At 37.7% G+C, this 15,560-nt stretch carries 14 protein-coding genes; 5 read left to right on the top strand and 9 right to left on the bottom strand.

The window, feature by feature from the left end; all coding sequences use genetic code 11:
• Nucleotides 1-78: 78 nt before the first annotated feature.
• The 6 genes from AC1M89_RS09160 to AC1M89_RS09135 form a co-directional block, all read right to left on the bottom strand.
• The gene (locus tag AC1M89_RS09160; protein WP_481613323.1) at nucleotides 79-2,826 is read right to left on the bottom strand and encodes a bactofilin family protein; all 2,748 of its coding nucleotides are present in this window, start codon (nucleotides 2,824-2,826) and stop codon (nucleotides 79-81) included.
• 41 nt (nucleotides 2,827-2,867) lie between these two features.
• Complete coding sequence (locus AC1M89_RS09155; RefSeq protein ID WP_092767483.1) at nucleotides 2,868-3,530, bottom strand: PilW family protein; 663 nt, start codon at nucleotides 3,528-3,530, stop codon at nucleotides 2,868-2,870.
• A gap of 3 nt (nucleotides 3,531-3,533) precedes the next feature.
• Nucleotides 3,534-3,980 (bottom strand): PulJ/GspJ family protein, encoded by a 447-nt coding sequence (locus AC1M89_RS09150; protein WP_092767481.1) that lies wholly within the window; start codon nucleotides 3,978-3,980, stop codon nucleotides 3,534-3,536.
• Entirely contained in the window at nucleotides 3,952-4,479 is a 528-nt protein-coding gene (locus tag AC1M89_RS09145; protein ID WP_481610129.1) for a pilus assembly FimT family protein, read from the bottom strand. Before AC1M89_RS09145 ends, AC1M89_RS09150 begins: the two co-directional genes overlap by 29 nt.
• A gap of 1 nt (nucleotide 4,480) precedes the next feature.
• Nucleotides 4,481-4,894, bottom strand: coding sequence for a type IV pilin protein (locus tag AC1M89_RS09140; protein WP_143047410.1), 414 nt, complete (start codon nucleotides 4,892-4,894; stop codon nucleotides 4,481-4,483).
• Nucleotides 4,895-5,253: 359 nt separating this feature from the next.
• Nucleotides 5,254-6,063: a cytochrome C assembly family protein gene (locus AC1M89_RS09135; protein WP_179999001.1), complete on the bottom strand. Its 810-nt coding sequence runs from the start codon at nucleotides 6,061-6,063 to the stop codon at nucleotides 5,254-5,256.
• Between the two features lie 143 nt (nucleotides 6,064-6,206).
• On the opposite strand from AC1M89_RS09135, the gene ffh reads away from it, so the two are divergent.
• Complete coding sequence (gene ffh / locus AC1M89_RS09130; RefSeq protein ID WP_035269264.1) at nucleotides 6,207-7,613, top strand: signal recognition particle protein; 1,407 nt, start codon at nucleotides 6,207-6,209, stop codon at nucleotides 7,611-7,613.
• 123 nt (nucleotides 7,614-7,736) lie between these two features.
• Entirely contained in the window at nucleotides 7,737-8,291 is a 555-nt protein-coding gene (locus AC1M89_RS09125) for an RBBP9/YdeN family alpha/beta hydrolase (protein WP_179999002.1), read from the top strand.
• Nucleotides 8,292-8,321: 30 nt separating this feature from the next.
• On the opposite strand, the gene AC1M89_RS09120 is transcribed toward AC1M89_RS09125, so the two are convergent.
• The 3 genes from AC1M89_RS09120 to AC1M89_RS09110 all read right to left on the bottom strand — a co-directional run bounded on the left by AC1M89_RS09120 (nucleotide 8,322) and on the right by AC1M89_RS09110 (nucleotide 10,410).
• Nucleotides 8,322-8,789: a hotdog fold domain-containing protein gene (locus AC1M89_RS09120; protein WP_481614112.1), complete on the bottom strand. Its 468-nt coding sequence runs from the start codon at nucleotides 8,787-8,789 to the stop codon at nucleotides 8,322-8,324.
• A gap of 101 nt (nucleotides 8,790-8,890) precedes the next feature.
• Nucleotides 8,891-9,631, bottom strand: a complete 741-nt coding sequence (locus AC1M89_RS09115; RefSeq protein ID WP_481609098.1) for a type III pantothenate kinase — start codon at nucleotides 9,629-9,631, stop codon at nucleotides 8,891-8,893.
• Between the two features lie 26 nt (nucleotides 9,632-9,657).
• The gene (locus AC1M89_RS09110; protein WP_481609093.1) at nucleotides 9,658-10,410 is read right to left on the bottom strand and encodes a biotin--[acetyl-CoA-carboxylase] ligase; all 753 of its coding nucleotides are present in this window, start codon (nucleotides 10,408-10,410) and stop codon (nucleotides 9,658-9,660) included.
• A 27-nt stretch (nucleotides 10,411-10,437) separates the two neighbouring features.
• Here AC1M89_RS09110 and AC1M89_RS09105 point away from each other — a divergent pair, with 27 nt between their 5' ends.
• The 3 genes from AC1M89_RS09105 to smc all read left to right on the top strand — a co-directional run bounded on the left by AC1M89_RS09105 (nucleotide 10,438) and on the right by smc (nucleotide 15,559).
• A complete protein-coding gene (locus AC1M89_RS09105; protein ID WP_481614111.1) occupies nucleotides 10,438-11,238 on the top strand; it encodes a sulfite exporter TauE/SafE family protein in 801 nt (266 codons plus the stop codon).
• Nucleotides 11,239-11,400: 162 nt separating this feature from the next.
• The gene (locus AC1M89_RS09100; protein ID WP_481587219.1) at nucleotides 11,401-12,096 is read left to right on the top strand and encodes a GntR family transcriptional regulator; all 696 of its coding nucleotides are present in this window, start codon (nucleotides 11,401-11,403) and stop codon (nucleotides 12,094-12,096) included.
• Nucleotides 12,097-12,106: 10 nt separating this feature from the next.
• Nucleotides 12,107-15,559 (top strand): chromosome segregation protein SMC, encoded by a 3,453-nt coding sequence (gene smc, locus AC1M89_RS09095; RefSeq protein WP_481609094.1) that lies wholly within the window; start codon nucleotides 12,107-12,109, stop codon nucleotides 15,557-15,559.
• Nucleotide 15,560 lies beyond the last annotated feature (1 nt).

Here is a 15,560-nt window from a genome sequence, read left to right as displayed (position 1 = left end):
GTGTTTTGTATAGCTTGTCTAGTCAGAAATTTCACACAAAAAAAAGCCCAAACTTATGTTTGGGCTATTCGCTTCCAATTATTGATATTTAGCCCATTGTAGGTCTGCATTTTTAATGGCGATGAAATCATTTGCATTCACATCGTCAACTTTATTTAAATTTTTATATTCATTTTTGGGAATATAAATATTTGTACCAGCACCCATTGTATTGTGTTGTTGAACACTAGTATACGGTGGGACACCTTGAGAGCTGATATTACCAAAGATTCCATTTTTTTCACCGATACCACATGCTGCACTACCTTCAACATTACTTCTTGCTAATACGTCACCATAAATTTGTGCACATGCACCAATACGCACAACTTGATTAGACATCAAGGCAACTAAACCAAGTTCTAACTTTGTTATTTCTTTATTATCAATAGTCACTGTATCAAGTGTACCGTTAGGTAATCTATTGGTGTTTTTATACATCGTATTCGCATCTTGGCACAAATTCACTGGCGTCAAGAATTTGTTCGATAAAGTTGCAGGTGTTGTTGCAGGTGGACTAACACTAAACTTAGTATTAGACGTAGTGCCTAAGTTACGTGAACAAATTAAGGCATCTGTTGCATTTGGATTTCGCGTAATATTACGAGGCGAATAAATGCGAGGAGACATCGCAATCGCATCAATATCACCTTCAGCAAGGAATGTATTGGTGAATACAGAATCAGTACTATCCGCCGCAAGATTCGCTTTACCAGAAATAATTAATTTACCTTCGAAATACAGAATACCTGGAGCAAAACTTGCGTTATCGAATGTAGATGTATCCATTGAACGAATATACCAAGTGTCTGGTAATGTATAATCGTAATCTTTAGGCCAACCAAATATAGTTCGGTCTTTACCATCAAGACCATTAAAATCTAAACTGACACGTGGAAGATATCCAATAATTTGACTTGTACAATAACCGCTTTTATGGTCAGTACGTAGACCTAAACTATTGGTCATGATCTGTTCTTCATGAATAGTTTCACAAATAGCACCCACATAATCTTTGCTATTCAAGGTGTATTTCCCTAAATAGAAACCTCGTGAGCCTGAGTTTGAGTTCTCAGGGTCAATTTTCATGATTTGAGTTTTATTTCCTGAAGCATCTACAGCAAACTGTTTGTGAATATTATTAGTAGCATCATACTCATACATGTAAGTGATTTTAGAGCTCTCATTGCGAAGATGATTTAAATATACGCGAGCAGCGCCATATTCACGTACGAAAATATAGTTTGCATCATTTCGATATTGACGAACATCGACTCTGGTTTCAAACGTCATATTTTGAATTGCTTCTTGAATACTGGCTATGGTTTCAGAAACATCGTATTTAGGAATATCTGGAAAAGTACTGAGCTGAGGGATGCTTGTGAGTTTTTCATAAATTTTCCCACTAATTGCATTCTTAAATCCTTCAACTACACCATTCTGGTTTGAAGCACTAAAGTTGGCAAGATAGACATCACCTTTTACATCTTCAGTAATAAGACCATCTAGTAAGCGTAATGGACCGTTAGAATACACATTTCCACCAATCCAACTTGTACTTAAGCGGACTCCCGCCTTGTACGCGCCAACCCCTTGTTGCGACTGATTGTGAGCATAGGCCGATTGTTCAATTTTAGAGAGGGTATCAAGATCTATAAACTCTTTAGCTCTTACACTGCCTTTAACGTCACTACTAGAAATATTAACTTTCCCGCCTGAGGTAATATCACCCGTAACAACACTAGTTCCGATCATTGTTACGTTGCCACCTGCCATGACATTTCCGTTGACTTTACTAGAAACGGAAATATTGACATTCCCTTGGTGTGTGGTGATAGAAGACACTTCGACATTCGTGCGTAGTGTTACATCTTTATTGGTATGTAAGTTTGCAGCATAGCCTCCTTCTGTAAGACTAATATTTCCGTCAGTGGAAATATTTTGAGCCTTAGAACCAAGAGAAAGTGTGACATCACCAATTGCTTTAATATTTTCTGCTTTGACATTGGTTAACAGTTTAACCCACTCACCAGATGAAATATTGCCAAAATTTCCGCCGTTAATAATATGAACATAGCCCTCAGCATTGATGTTAATCACAGCCCCATTTCTTGTACCACAGGCATCAATTAAACAATCAATATAGACATTTCCACCTTTACCATCTTTGTCTTTCTTAACGTTAATAGTTAAGTTTTTGATATTTTGGATTTTGAAACCAGCTTGTAAGGACAGGCTACCACCATCGACATTCAGTTCGACATATTCATCTGGTTTAGTTGGATCTTCGCCGGAAATAGTAGTGCCAGACATAAATGTTTGACCAGTGAAATTAATAACACTCTTGTACTTAATCAGGTCTGCTGCAAGATCATAGATTGCTTGTATCGTAGTAGCTGATTGAGCTGACCCACTTTTCGACAGAATATTTGCGATGACAATACATTTGGTTCCAGTAGAACCATCTGGGTTATTGGTTAAACCATTGCAACCTTTTACATCTTTTACTTCAACCGTGACATAACGTTGGTTGGTATCATCATTTAAAAGCTGAATTTCACCTGTATTTAATAAGCTTTGGCGAAAGTCATTAATATCGGTATCCTTATATTTTTTTAATAAATATTCACGAAAGGCGCTAACACCTGACCATCCCATGAGTTGTACGTTGGTTTGTGCATGCGCAGCAACATTTGCTTCTTTGTTGGAGATCAGTGATTTTGCAACAGTCGATGTTATGATCATCACTGTAAGCCCGATGAGCAAGACCAAAAGAATAGTGGCCATGCCTTGCTGCTTTCTTAAACTATTCATCTTTAATCTCGCTCTTAAAGGTTAACAATGTTATTAAGACAAACGGTATTACTCACTGTTTGACCAATGTTTGAATTTTGCATTTCATCTGCGTATTGACGATTAGCAGTAATCGTCAGTTGGCGCGTACCTTTGGAGTTGTTTTTATCAATTCCAAAAGGTGTACAATTTCCCGGTGTTAATACAAAGTTAAAAACGGTGCCTGTTTCTAAGGTCTTAAAGGAAACAATATGCTGTTTTTCATCAGGTTGGCTAAAAGTTTCTATATTTAATACTGCTTCAGACCCACAGTTATTCTTTTTAAGAAAGATTAAGCGATATGTATCACCTTCTTTTTCTTGAGTTAATGCTTCACAGTTGTAATTAATCGTTGTATTTGCAGACATTAAGCTTGTTACAGGATCTGGATTCATTCGCCAGAAAACAGCAGGTAAATTTTGAGTGTCCACTCCTACAGCAATATCTGATGTTTTTCCTGAACCATAGCCTGCATTTTGAACGAGCTTCTGTGCAACTGATAATGCTGTTCGTATTTGAGCATCGTATTCCGAATCACGAGAAGAACTAATACCAATTTGAGTCGTCTGTTTAAAAAGCATGAGCATCATTAGCATGCATAACATTGCAATGACTAATCCAACCATCAACTCAACGAGCGTAAATCCTTTTTGACTCATGATTTATCTCCCGACTCGATAACAATCTAAGCCTTCCATACTGTCTTCAGCGCAGGTTTTGGCATTAGATTGATTTGTACTCGCAGCTAACACAGGCCATGTAATTTTTGTACCTGCGACACCGCTCGTTTCACTAATATTTTCAGAATTCAAATTGCAATAAATGTAGTAGGTATTACCATTTAATGTGAACGATTTACTTTCGGTAGATTGGTTATTGAATGAAGCACAAACATCAGTTGAGTCAGTTGATATAGTGATGGTTTGTAAGCGATTTTGCAGTTCGTTTATCACTATATTGTCAATGTTCATATATCGTTGCGTGTTCAACATTTTGCTGATTGCTAAACCGCTACCAAAAACAATAATCGAGAATATAAGTAAACCAACAAGAGACTCCAACAATGTGAAACCACGTTGATTAGTTGATTTGAATGTTTGCTGATTCATTATTCTTCTCAACTGTAACGGTTAAATTTAAATTTGAATTGCACGTTGCTGATGCTGAACTTGCAGCAACCAACATCCCATTCGAGTTAAAAGATAGACAATAAAACTCTGTATTGTTTACTTTGAAAAATACATTCGATGCATAGGGGATTTTTTGAAGGATATAGTTTTGGTCAGACGAGTTGCCGTCACTTGTTGAACACGCATCAGTATTGTCCTTAGCAACACGAATGACTCTAATTTCTTGATGGGTTTTATCTATACAAACAGATGCTGCTGCAAGTGAAGACTCTTGATTATTCGTGTTTCGAATTGCTGCAGAACGGGCTTGATAAGTCGCATTTTTAATACCTGCTAGCGCTCCATCAACATGACTTTGATCTACCCAAGCTCTGGTTAAAGAAGTACCTACAAATAACAAAATAGCCAGTACAACGATCGTAATCATTAGTTCGATCAGCGTGAAACCAAGTTGTTTTCTATAACCAGTATTTTGCATATTATTTCACCCAGTCAGTATATGAACCACAACCGGCCACGGTACGAGTTCCATCATTTTTGAGTGTTAATGTACAACCTAAAACTCTTGCTTCAGTTCCTATTGCCTGAACCGCATAATTCACACCATCTGATGAAGTGTACGTAAAATTAAATGAATCAGAACTTGGATTCCAAGTTGTAAATTTAGTTTTTACTGCGTTGGTATTTGATAAGGTTTCTTTAGGGTAGTTTAGTGTTCTTTGATATGCATTTTCAGCACCTAATGAAAGTGCGATTAAATTCGATTGAGCTTCTTTGATTTTTGCTTTGGTGACGTAGTTTTGATAACTAGGTACTGCAATTGCGGCCAAGATTGCAACAATAATGATGACGATCATTAATTCGATTAAGGTAAAACCTTTTTGCAATTTCATACATACCCCAAAATAATCATCAAAAATATCCATTTACTAACTGTAACATTAGTTACTAACCTAAATAATAACAACTTATAGGAGACTAATGGGGGGTATTAAGCGATGAACAGATTATTAATATTAATTAATTAAATAATTCAAATAATATTAACTATTATTTATTAAATCATCATAAAGGTTTAATGCGGTTTTTATTATAAGTAATTGATTTTAATTGTTATTTTTAATATAAAAAATTATTTATACTTAAAATTTATTTACCTATATTTTAAATGTATTTAAAGTATATAAAATTTAATAATGATGTGATATCTATTCAATTATTATTATTTATTGTGATTTAAATCACACAATGGTTATTTTCCTAAAATCATTTCTAATACAAATTTTGATCCAATAAAGCCTATTGCAAGTAAAATAAAACCAATAATGGTAAAGCGTCTCGCTTTTTGACCGCGCCAACCAAAACGATAATGTCCAAATAAAAGTGCGCCGTAAACAAACCAAGAGACAATACTAAACGCTGTTTTATGTGCCAAATGTTGTGCAAAAAAATCATCAATCGTAAAAAAGCCGAAGATAAGTGCAGTACTTAATAAAATGAAACCTGTAACAAGCATATCGAATAACAGAGATTCCATTGCTTGATAGGAGGGTAATAGATTTACCCAAACACGATGTTTCTGTTTATTTTTTAACTCACGATCTTGTAACCACAACAAAACTGCGTGAATTGTTGCCATTAATAGCACTGCATAAGCTGAGAGTGACAAAATAATATGGACATCAAGTCCAAGCGTATTCTGTTTAAGTGTAAGTATAGGCTGGCTCAAGGAATAGCCTAAAATTAAACCCAATGCAGCTACTGGTATTCCAATCAGATTTAGGGCAAGTACAGGTCGATAAGTGCTATAAAGCAGGCTCAATAACAGCATGAGTGCTGAAGTAAATGAAAGGAGATTAAAAACATTATAGTTAATGCCGAAAGGCGTTTTCATATCTATCAATAAGACGACAGCATGCAAGATCAAGCCTAATCCAGCTACGAGACTGATAAACCAATGATTAGGGACACGTTTAGTCATTAAATGGGTAAATAAATACCAAAAGGCAGTGGTATAGGCGATCAATGCTAAAATTGTGTAAACCAAAGGGAGGCTAATCATGTCAAACCTTTTTATGGATGCTGAATATTCATCTAATAAGATATAAATTCCAAACGAACTACAGTATCCTATAGCATCTTATGCATAAATTTTCTATTTTAAGAAAGATTTTTTTGCAACAACCATTTTAAGCGGATTTTGCAATGTTTGATACCTTAACAGAACGACTCACGCAGAGTTTAAGAAATGTTACTGGCTCTGGGCAACTGACCGAAGACAATATTAAAGATACGTTACGTGAAGTGCGTATGGCACTTCTTGAAGCCGATGTTGCACTTCCTGTAACTCGTGAATTTATCGCGAAAGTTAAGGAAGAGGCATTAGGTCAAGAGGTGATGTCACAGTTATCTCCAGGCCAAGCATTCGTCAAAATTGTTCATGATGAACTCACCAAAATGATGGGTGAGGCAAATGAAAGTCTTGATCTTGCTGCAAAGCCTCCCGTTGTTGTTTTATTGGCTGGTTTACAAGGTGCAGGTAAAACGACGACTGCTGCAAAATTAGCTCGTTTTTTACAAGAGCGACAAAAGAAAAAAGTCGCAATGGTTTCTGCCGACGTCTATCGTCCTGCAGCGATTAAGCAGCTCCAGACTGTAGCAGGTGAAGTCGGCGCGATTTTCTTTGAATCAAGTGCTGATGAAAAGCCAATTACGATTGCAAACCGAGCAATTGAACAAGCCAAAATTCAATTTGCGGATGTATTGATTGTCGATACTGCAGGTCGTTTACATATCGATGACGATATGATGGGCGAAATTAAAGAATTGCATGCAGCGATTAATCCTACAGAAACACTGTTCGTTGTAGATGCAATGACCGGTCAGGATGCTGCAAATACAGCAAAAGCATTCAATGATGCATTGCCTTTAACCGGTGTGATTCTTACAAAAACTGATGGTGATGCGCGTGGTGGTGCGGCACTTTCTGTTCGTGCAATTACTGGTAAGCCTATTAAATTCTTGGGGATGGGGGAGAAACTCGATGCCCTTGAACCATTCCATCCTGAGCGTGTAGCACAACGTATCTTAGGTATGGGTGATGTGCTTTCTTTGGTCGAAGAGCTTGAACGTAAAGTCGACAAAGAAAAAGCTGAAAAAATGGCGAAAAAACTGCAAAAAGGCGGCAGCTTCAACTTTGAAGATATGCTGATGCAGTTTGAACAAATGAATAAAATGGGCGGTATGATGGGCTTCTTAGACAAGTTGCCTGGCATGAGTAACTCAGGAATTCAGGATGCGATTGCTCAAGCAAATCCTGAAAAGCAAGTGAAGAAAATGGAAGCGATTATTCAATCGATGACCATCAAAGAGCGTCGCAATCCTGACTTGATGAATCCAAGCCGTAAAAAACGTATCGCAGCAGGTTGTGGTATGGATGTTGCTGAAGTCAATAAGCTGATCAAACAACATGCCCAAATGGCAAAAATGATGAAAAAATTTGCGAATCCATCGGGTATGGCGAAAATGATGAAATCATTAAGCGGTATGCAAAAGAAATTTGGTGGCGGCGGTGGCGTTGGTCCGTTATTTGGTGGCAAAGATCCAAAATAACTCCCATAATTTAAAAAGGCGCTTTGGCGCCTTTTTTCATGCTACATAATTTTGCAAACTTACTATTTAGTTTAAAAAATAATCAATTCATGATATTGAGAATACAGTCAAGAGTGCAAGAAAATGACACAGGTTTATGTTGTGCATGGATATACGGCAAGCCCTGAAGAAAATTGGTTTCCATGGATACAACAACAAGCTGATCAGTATGGTATTCCATTAAAAGTATTGAGATTAGATCCTTCTGAGACGCCACAATTAGGAACGTGGGAACAACAAATGAAAGAGCAAATAGCTCAAATTGATGATCAAACAATTTTTGTTGCTCACAGTCTCGGGTGTATTGCAACTTTACATTACTTAAGCCAAGTGCTTTTAAACCAAAAAATCAAAAAATTAATTCTAGTTGCTGGTTTCAATGGACGTTTAGGGCGTCTTGAGCAAGTCAATCCATTTATTGATGCTGCTGATATAGATTTTGAACTCATTCGTGACCAAGTTCATGATCGCGTGGTCATTTATTCTGAAGGTGATGAGCGCGTTCTGCCTAAATTTAGTTTCCAGCAAGCTGAAAGTATTGATGCACATGTCGTTGCTGCTGAACATCAAGGCCATTTTATTGATTCAGAAGGTTGTACGGCATTGCCTGAGGTCTGGGCTGAGATTATTCGAGATTAATTCAGAAGCTATAAGCTCTCACTGACGTGTTTAACGTGATGTCACCCACATATTGATTTCTGCTCTAAAGACAAGCGCTTGGTTTTGATCATGGACTTCGACACACGCTATAAATCTATTTGGTATGGATTGCCCCGCTTGAATTGGCGTCAGAGGATAAGCAACTGCTATTAAATTGGTCGTAGCTTTTTTAATATATTTGACTTGCATACCGTCGGGTATCCATCGATGACTTGGTGGAAGAGTAACTTCTGTCATTAGGCCACCAGTAAGCTCTGCCAAATTACACAATGCAATCGCATGTACAGTATTAAGGTGATTTAAAACCCTTTTTTCTTTAGACATCTGGACCTGACAAAAATCTGGTCTCAATTCAATAATTTTCGTGCGAATCGATTTGAAATAAGGTGCTTTGAGTTGAATCATTTGATTGAAAAGCACTTTACCTAAGGGAAGTTTCTTCGCAATATTCCAAGCATTTAACGTCTTGTTATTCATGTTGTTCAGCCTACTTTTTATATTTTGGGTGTGTGTACTGATACTGAGTGAATAATTTTTTGTTTTAAGAGACACTCAGTTCAGCAGACCTGATGACCAAGTTATGTTTTTTGTTGCGCAACAGCAAGATAGCGTTGTAAGCCTTTTAATAATAAATCGGTTTCAATTTTCGGGTCATAAGATTGTAAATATTGAGCAAAAAGTGCTGCATCTCCACCTGTAAGGATTAATTTTCTTGGAGATGTTGTTAAAACTTTTTCGATCATACTGACCAATCCCAATAAAATACCATGATGAACAGCATCCATTGTATTTTGCCCAGGACTTAACTCATCAAATGCAGCATCAGGGATTTTGATCCCTTTGGTATTTTGAATAAGTGAGTCTCGTTGTAGATAGAGATTAGGTACGATATATCCCCCTAAATGTGTAAATCCATCTGCTAAATCAATTGTTAAGGCCGTTCCACAACTGATCACGCAATATTTCTCTTGAGGATCGGTGACGACCGCTAGAACTTGTAGCCAACGATCGATACCCAATTGATTCGGTTCTGTATATCCACATTGGAGTCCTGCATATTCTTGATGAACTTTAGCAACGACAATTGGGATATCCAGCAGTTTTAAAATTTTGAGTATACGGTCGTTATTCTTCTTGTCTTGAACAGATGAGATACCGACTTCTGATAGGTTTTGAGATTTAAAGTGTTGGATGAGACCCAACATTAAGTCCGCAGGAGATTGTAGATGAAGCTCCGCCACATGCTCCAAGATTTGCTCACCTTCCGTGATCCAATATTTTAAACGCGTATTGCCTATATCTAACCAAAGACGTTTCATCATGTATTCGCTGACCTATCTTTTCTTTATTTTTTTAAGCGTAAACGCCCTTGATACAAACCGATTAAACCTTGTTCAGTCAAAATATTAATTCGACCATCATCTCCAATACCTTTAAAGATACCTTGTACTGTTTTATTCACTTGCTCAAACTCTACAGTCTGATTCATAAAAGTAGCATAGTGATTGAAACGTCCCGAGAGGTTATAACTTCCATGCTCAAACCATTGTCCAGCTTGCATGATTGCGAGATAAAGCTCTGAAATAATCTTAATTCGATTTGGATGAGCTAAACCCAATTGCATGATTGATGTGGTTTGCTGTTCGATTGCTGCATCAGAAACAGGCAATAAATTAATACCAACACCAACAATCGCCTGATGTGGGGTTACAGGCTCTACCAAAATGCCACCCCATTTGCCTTGCGCACTATAAAGGTCATTTGGCCATTTGATTTGTAAATGATCCAATGACTTAAATGAAGGAATTTGCAAAATATTAAGTGCGATCTCAAGGGATAGTCGACCATCTAAGGGTGTTTTGGTTTCTAGCAATGTGCTTAAATAAATATTCCCGACTGGGGAAACCCATTGTCGTTGATGTTGTCCACGTCCCTGAGTTTGAGTCTCACTGCATACAAGAATACCCTGTACACCTTTTTTGATGAGTGCGCGTACTTCATCATTGGTTGAAGTGGTGCTCTGTTTTAACAGTAAAACTTCTGGAAGTTGTTGAGCTTCAGTTAAAAGCTGACTGAGGTGGCGAGTCTCTAAATCCATGTTGAATCTGAGAAGAGTAAAAGATTTATGGAGTTAATCATATATTTAGCTATTGGTGCAATCGCTGGTTTTACTGCAGGGTCGTTTGGCGTGGGCGGTGGATTAATCATCGTACCCATTTTATTTATTGTATTTACCCAAATGGGTTATGACCCAACTGTCATTATGCACATGGCGCTTGGAACATCATTGGCTACGATTGTGGTCACATCGATTAGCTCAGTTATGGCACATCATAAAAAAGGTGCAGTGCTATGGTCAGTATTTAAAAATTTAGCGCCAGGTTTGGTACTGGGTTCATTTTTTGGTGCTGGATTGGCCAGTATTATCTCTGGACCAATGCTGCAATTGATTATCGGTTGTTTCGCAATTTGGGTTGCATACCGTATGTTCCGTGGTGCTAATGTGGTGGTCGATCAATCTAAGCAACTACCTTCTGTACCTGCTCAATTGGCTGCGGGAAGTGGAATTGGGGTGGCTTCAGCAATTTTTGGGATCGGTGGAGGAAGTTTAACCGTACCTTATTTAAATCATCATGGGGTGGTGATGCAAAAAGCTGTTGCAACATCTGCTGCATGTGGACTGCCGATTGCTTTAGCAGGTGCATTTGGATTTATGTTCTACGGACAAAAAGCACCTGCTGAAATCGAAAATGCCATTGGATATGTTCATGTTTATGCATTCATTGGCATTAGTGTAATGAGTTTTATCACCGCAAAAGTAGGAGCAAAAGTTGCACATAAACTGTCAGCAGCGATGTTGAAAAAATGTTTTGCAGCTTTGCTTACAACTGTAGGGATTTATTTTATTTATCAAGGCGTATTTTGAGAAAAATATGCCAAATCATTCTCGAAAATAATGATGTGTATTGACTTAAAAATTTGATAAATTGTCAGACAAAGACATAGTCAGTATGATGCTATTGGTATAAAAACAATAAAATAGCATCATGCTTGATGAAGTGTGAGTAAAAAAATAAATAGGAATATTATGCAATTGGAAGAAGTGGACAGCCTTTCAGAGCAAATAGCCAGACATATAAGTGAACAGATTATTAGTGGCGAATTGGTCGAAGGTGAACGTATACAAGAATTGCGTATCGCTAAAGAATTAGACGTGAGTCGAGGTTCGGTACGTGAAGCTTTGTTATTACTTGAACGCACGCATTTAATTGAAATTTATCCAAGACGCGGCGCAATTGTGTCAGAAATGTCTGCTCAACAAGTGCGAGCTTTATTTGATACAAGTGCACTTATGTTAGGGCAGATCGTCCAGCGTATGAGTGAAACTTGGCGTAATCATGAAGCTGAGGCGCTTCAGCAACTTATGCAATATTTAATTGAACAAGTTAAACAAAGTAATACTGAAAAATTTTACGATGGTGTATTTCAATTTTTAGCTAAGCAACAAGATATGGTAGCCAACCCATACTTAATGAAGTTTTATCGCGAACTGTTGCCATCTATACGTCGTAGTTATTTTTTAACCTTAAATACTTCGCGTAGAGAGCTTCAAGAAGCACTTGAATTAATTAAGCTTGTGATCGATGCAATTTTGATCCGAAAATCACAACAAGCTACTTTATTTATGGAAGATTTTTGCCGACACTTGCGCAATCTAGTGTTAGAGTCACTGACACGAATGAAACAAATTGAACTAGCTTGGGCGCGGAGATCGCGCAGATAATCAGGACACTATGCGATTAAGCAGCTTAAAACTCTCTGGCTTTAAATCTTTTGCGGATAGCAGCACCTTACAATTTAAAGCCAACCGTACCGCAGTCGTGGGACCAAATGGTTGTGGTAAATCCAACGTCATCGATGCAATCCGATGGGTGATGGGAGAGTCAAGCGCACGCCAGTTACGTGGTGGAAGTATGCAGGATGTCATTTTTACTGGGACAGCAAAACGTAAACCAGTGGGAATGGCGAGTGTAGAATTACGCTTCGAAAACACCTATGGAAAACTAGGTGGAGCATATAACGCTTATAGTGAGTTGGCGGTACGTCGCCAAGTCAATCGCGAGGGTAAATCTGAATATTTTCTTAATGGTACAAAATGCCGCCGCCGTGATATTACAGATATTTTTTTAGGAACAGGCTTAGGTCCTCGTTCGTATGCGATTATTGAACAAGGCATGATTAACCGTTTGGTCGATGCAAAACCAGATGAAATGCGCGTTTATATCGAAGAAGCTGCTGGAGTATCACGTTATCAAGCACGTCGTCGTGAGACGATGCAACATTTAGAACATACTCATCAAAATTTAAGTCGTCTAAATGACATTGCTGTTGAATTAAAATCCCAATTAAAGACACTAAAGCGTCAAGCAGAAGCTGCACTTCAATATAAAGCCTTAGAGACTGAAATTCGAACTTTGAAAGTTGAGATACTTTCATTTCAATGCCATCAAAGTGAACGAATTCAACAAGAATATACAACTGAAATGACTGAATTGGGTGAGCAATTTAAGCTTGTTCGTTCTGAACTCACCACTGTTGAGCATGATTTAACAGCAACAAATGAGTTATTTCAGCGATTAATGCAACAATCCACACCACTTCAGCAAGAATGGCAACAAGCTGAAAAAAAACTGGCTGAATTACAAGCCAATTTGGATCAAAAACAGCAATTGTTTGCTCAAAATACTTTAACTTTAAAGCAGCTTGAAGAGCAAAAAATACAAACCAAAGAGCGGATGCAACTGATTGATATTCAGTTGGAAGATTTGATCCTCCAGCAAGAACATCAAGCAACAACATTGAGTGATACTGAATCAAATGCACAGCTTGATTTACAACAATTCAATGAGCTGAAGGCAAAGCAACTTGAAGCGCAAAAATCATTTTCTGAAATAAAAGCATTGGTTGAAAAGCAACAACAGCAACGTGCACAAATGTTGGCGCAGAGTGATCAATTGGCTAAAAATGTGCTTCGAATTGAGCAGCAAAAGCAAACTTTGGTCGAACAAAAATCTCAAAATCAAGCACAGTATGAACAGGATGATATTGACAATCTCCTGCATGAAAAACATGATGTACAGATTGAAATCGTTCGTCTAGAAGAAAGAATTGAGCAATTAGAAACTCAATTGAAACGTGATCAAATCTCATTGACTGAGCAAAAAAGTAAATGCACAGATTTGAATTCACACATCCAGATTTTGAAATCTGAACAAAAACAATTACAACAGCTTGTGGTGAAAGTCAGTCGACATGCATCGAAGAGCAATGACCCTTTAATGCAAATTTTGAAGCTAAAAGATCAGGCGAAACCATTTACAGCATTGGTCGAAAAATTTCTGTCAAAGTGGCTGCATGCGAATACGTTAAAGAGTGAAGATTTATTTCAGACCGAATCAGCCCGTCAATTAAAAGTTATTCAGCAAGATGTATCTGGGACTGTACTTGGTTTACCCACATTAGCGAGCTGGATTGATTTCCCCCAAAACTCATTATGGTTAAACGTTGCGATAGCTCAAGATTTTGAGCAGGCGCTTCAATTACAGCCTCAATTAAAACAAGGTGAGTCTATTTTAAGTTTGGATGGCTATCATATTGGTCCTGACTGGATGATTGGTCTGTACTTTGATGAGTCGAGTCAAGATGCTCAAGGAGCACTTAGCCACCGAATTCGATTAGATGAAATTGATTCAGAGTTGACACAAATGGTGAAAGCGCATGAGTCAATGACGCTCGAACTCGCTGAGATGCAATTAAAGCTTGAACAAAAAAATAGTGAATGTACGGAGTTACAAAAAGCGTTAAAAAATCATCAAGCTCTTGCTCACCAATTTGAAGTGAAGATTGCAAAACAGCAAATGGCTCAGCAGGCTTTTGAATCGCAAAATCTACACATCGAGTCGCAAATTGCTCAACTTGATGCGCAGCTTGAAGAAGATGCGATGCAAAAAGATGATCTCGAAATCGATTTACATGCATTGATTCTCAAGATTGAGCACAATCTTCCACACTACAAAACTTTAGAGTTTCAAGTTGAAGAATTGAATAATCAGGTTGAGCATCTTCAGGACTTAGTTTACAAAAAACAACAAGAGTTAGAAAAAAACCGCCGTACTCATACGCAAAATCAGCAACAAATTGAGCTGTTGGAAAAAGATGCAAGTTTTCTAAAAACTCAATATAAGCAGATCATCACGCAAATTACACAAGCTAAAAATTTCGTGGATCCGATTCAATTAGAATTACCCACTTTGCAAAGCCAATATGAGGCTCAAAAGCAGCAGACTGAAAAGTTACAAAAGACTTGGTCCTCATGGCAAGTCGAGCTTAATGAAATACAGTCTAAGCAACAAAAATTGACGGAGCTACGGTTAAATCATCAGCAATGTGATGAGCACTTTAGAACCCAGTTAGAAGAGAAGCGTTTAGCATGGCAAGTGGCTAAATCTGATTTACAACATTATGCTGAACAATTAAAAGAGCTTAATGCAGAATTATTAGAAAATGTGAAAATTGATTTGAGTCAGCACCAACAGCAGTTAGAGCAGGCACAGCGTCAGTTTGACAAAATAGGCGCTGTGAACTTAGCAGCTTCAGAAGAGTATGAAGAAGTATCAAAGCGCTATGAAGATTTAAGCCATCAAATTGAAGATCTTGAAAAAACAGTCGCACAATTAAAAGATGCGATGAAAAGCATTGATCAAGAAACTAAAAAGCTATTCATGACTACCTTTGATCAAGTAAATGCGGAATTGCAAAACTTATTCCCAAAGGTGTTTAATGGTGGTGAAGCAAGTTTAAGTTTAGAAGATGATTGGCAATCTGGTGTAAAGCTAATGGCTCGACCACCAGGAAAGCGAAATAGTTCTTTAGCATTGTTATCAGGCGGTGAAAAAGCACTAACAGCACTAGCATTAGTTTTTGCTATATTTCGACTGAATCCAGCACCATTTTGTGTATTGGATGAGGTTGATGCACCGTTAGATGATGCAAATGTTGGACGTTTTTGTAATTTAGTAAAAGAGCTTTCTGAACAGGTCCAATTCATTTACATTACACACAATAAAGTTGCGATGACGATGGCTACTGACTTACTTGGTGTAACAATGCCTGAGCCAGGAACATCGAAGTTAGTCACTGTTGATCTAGAAGAAGCGAAAGAATACGGTTTAGCTGCGGAGTCTTAAT

This window comes from Acinetobacter sp. ANC_7635, from assembly GCF_056779945.1.
The sequence above is the reverse complement of the archived record's forward strand: the minus strand, read 5'-3'. Positions and strand labels throughout refer to the sequence as shown.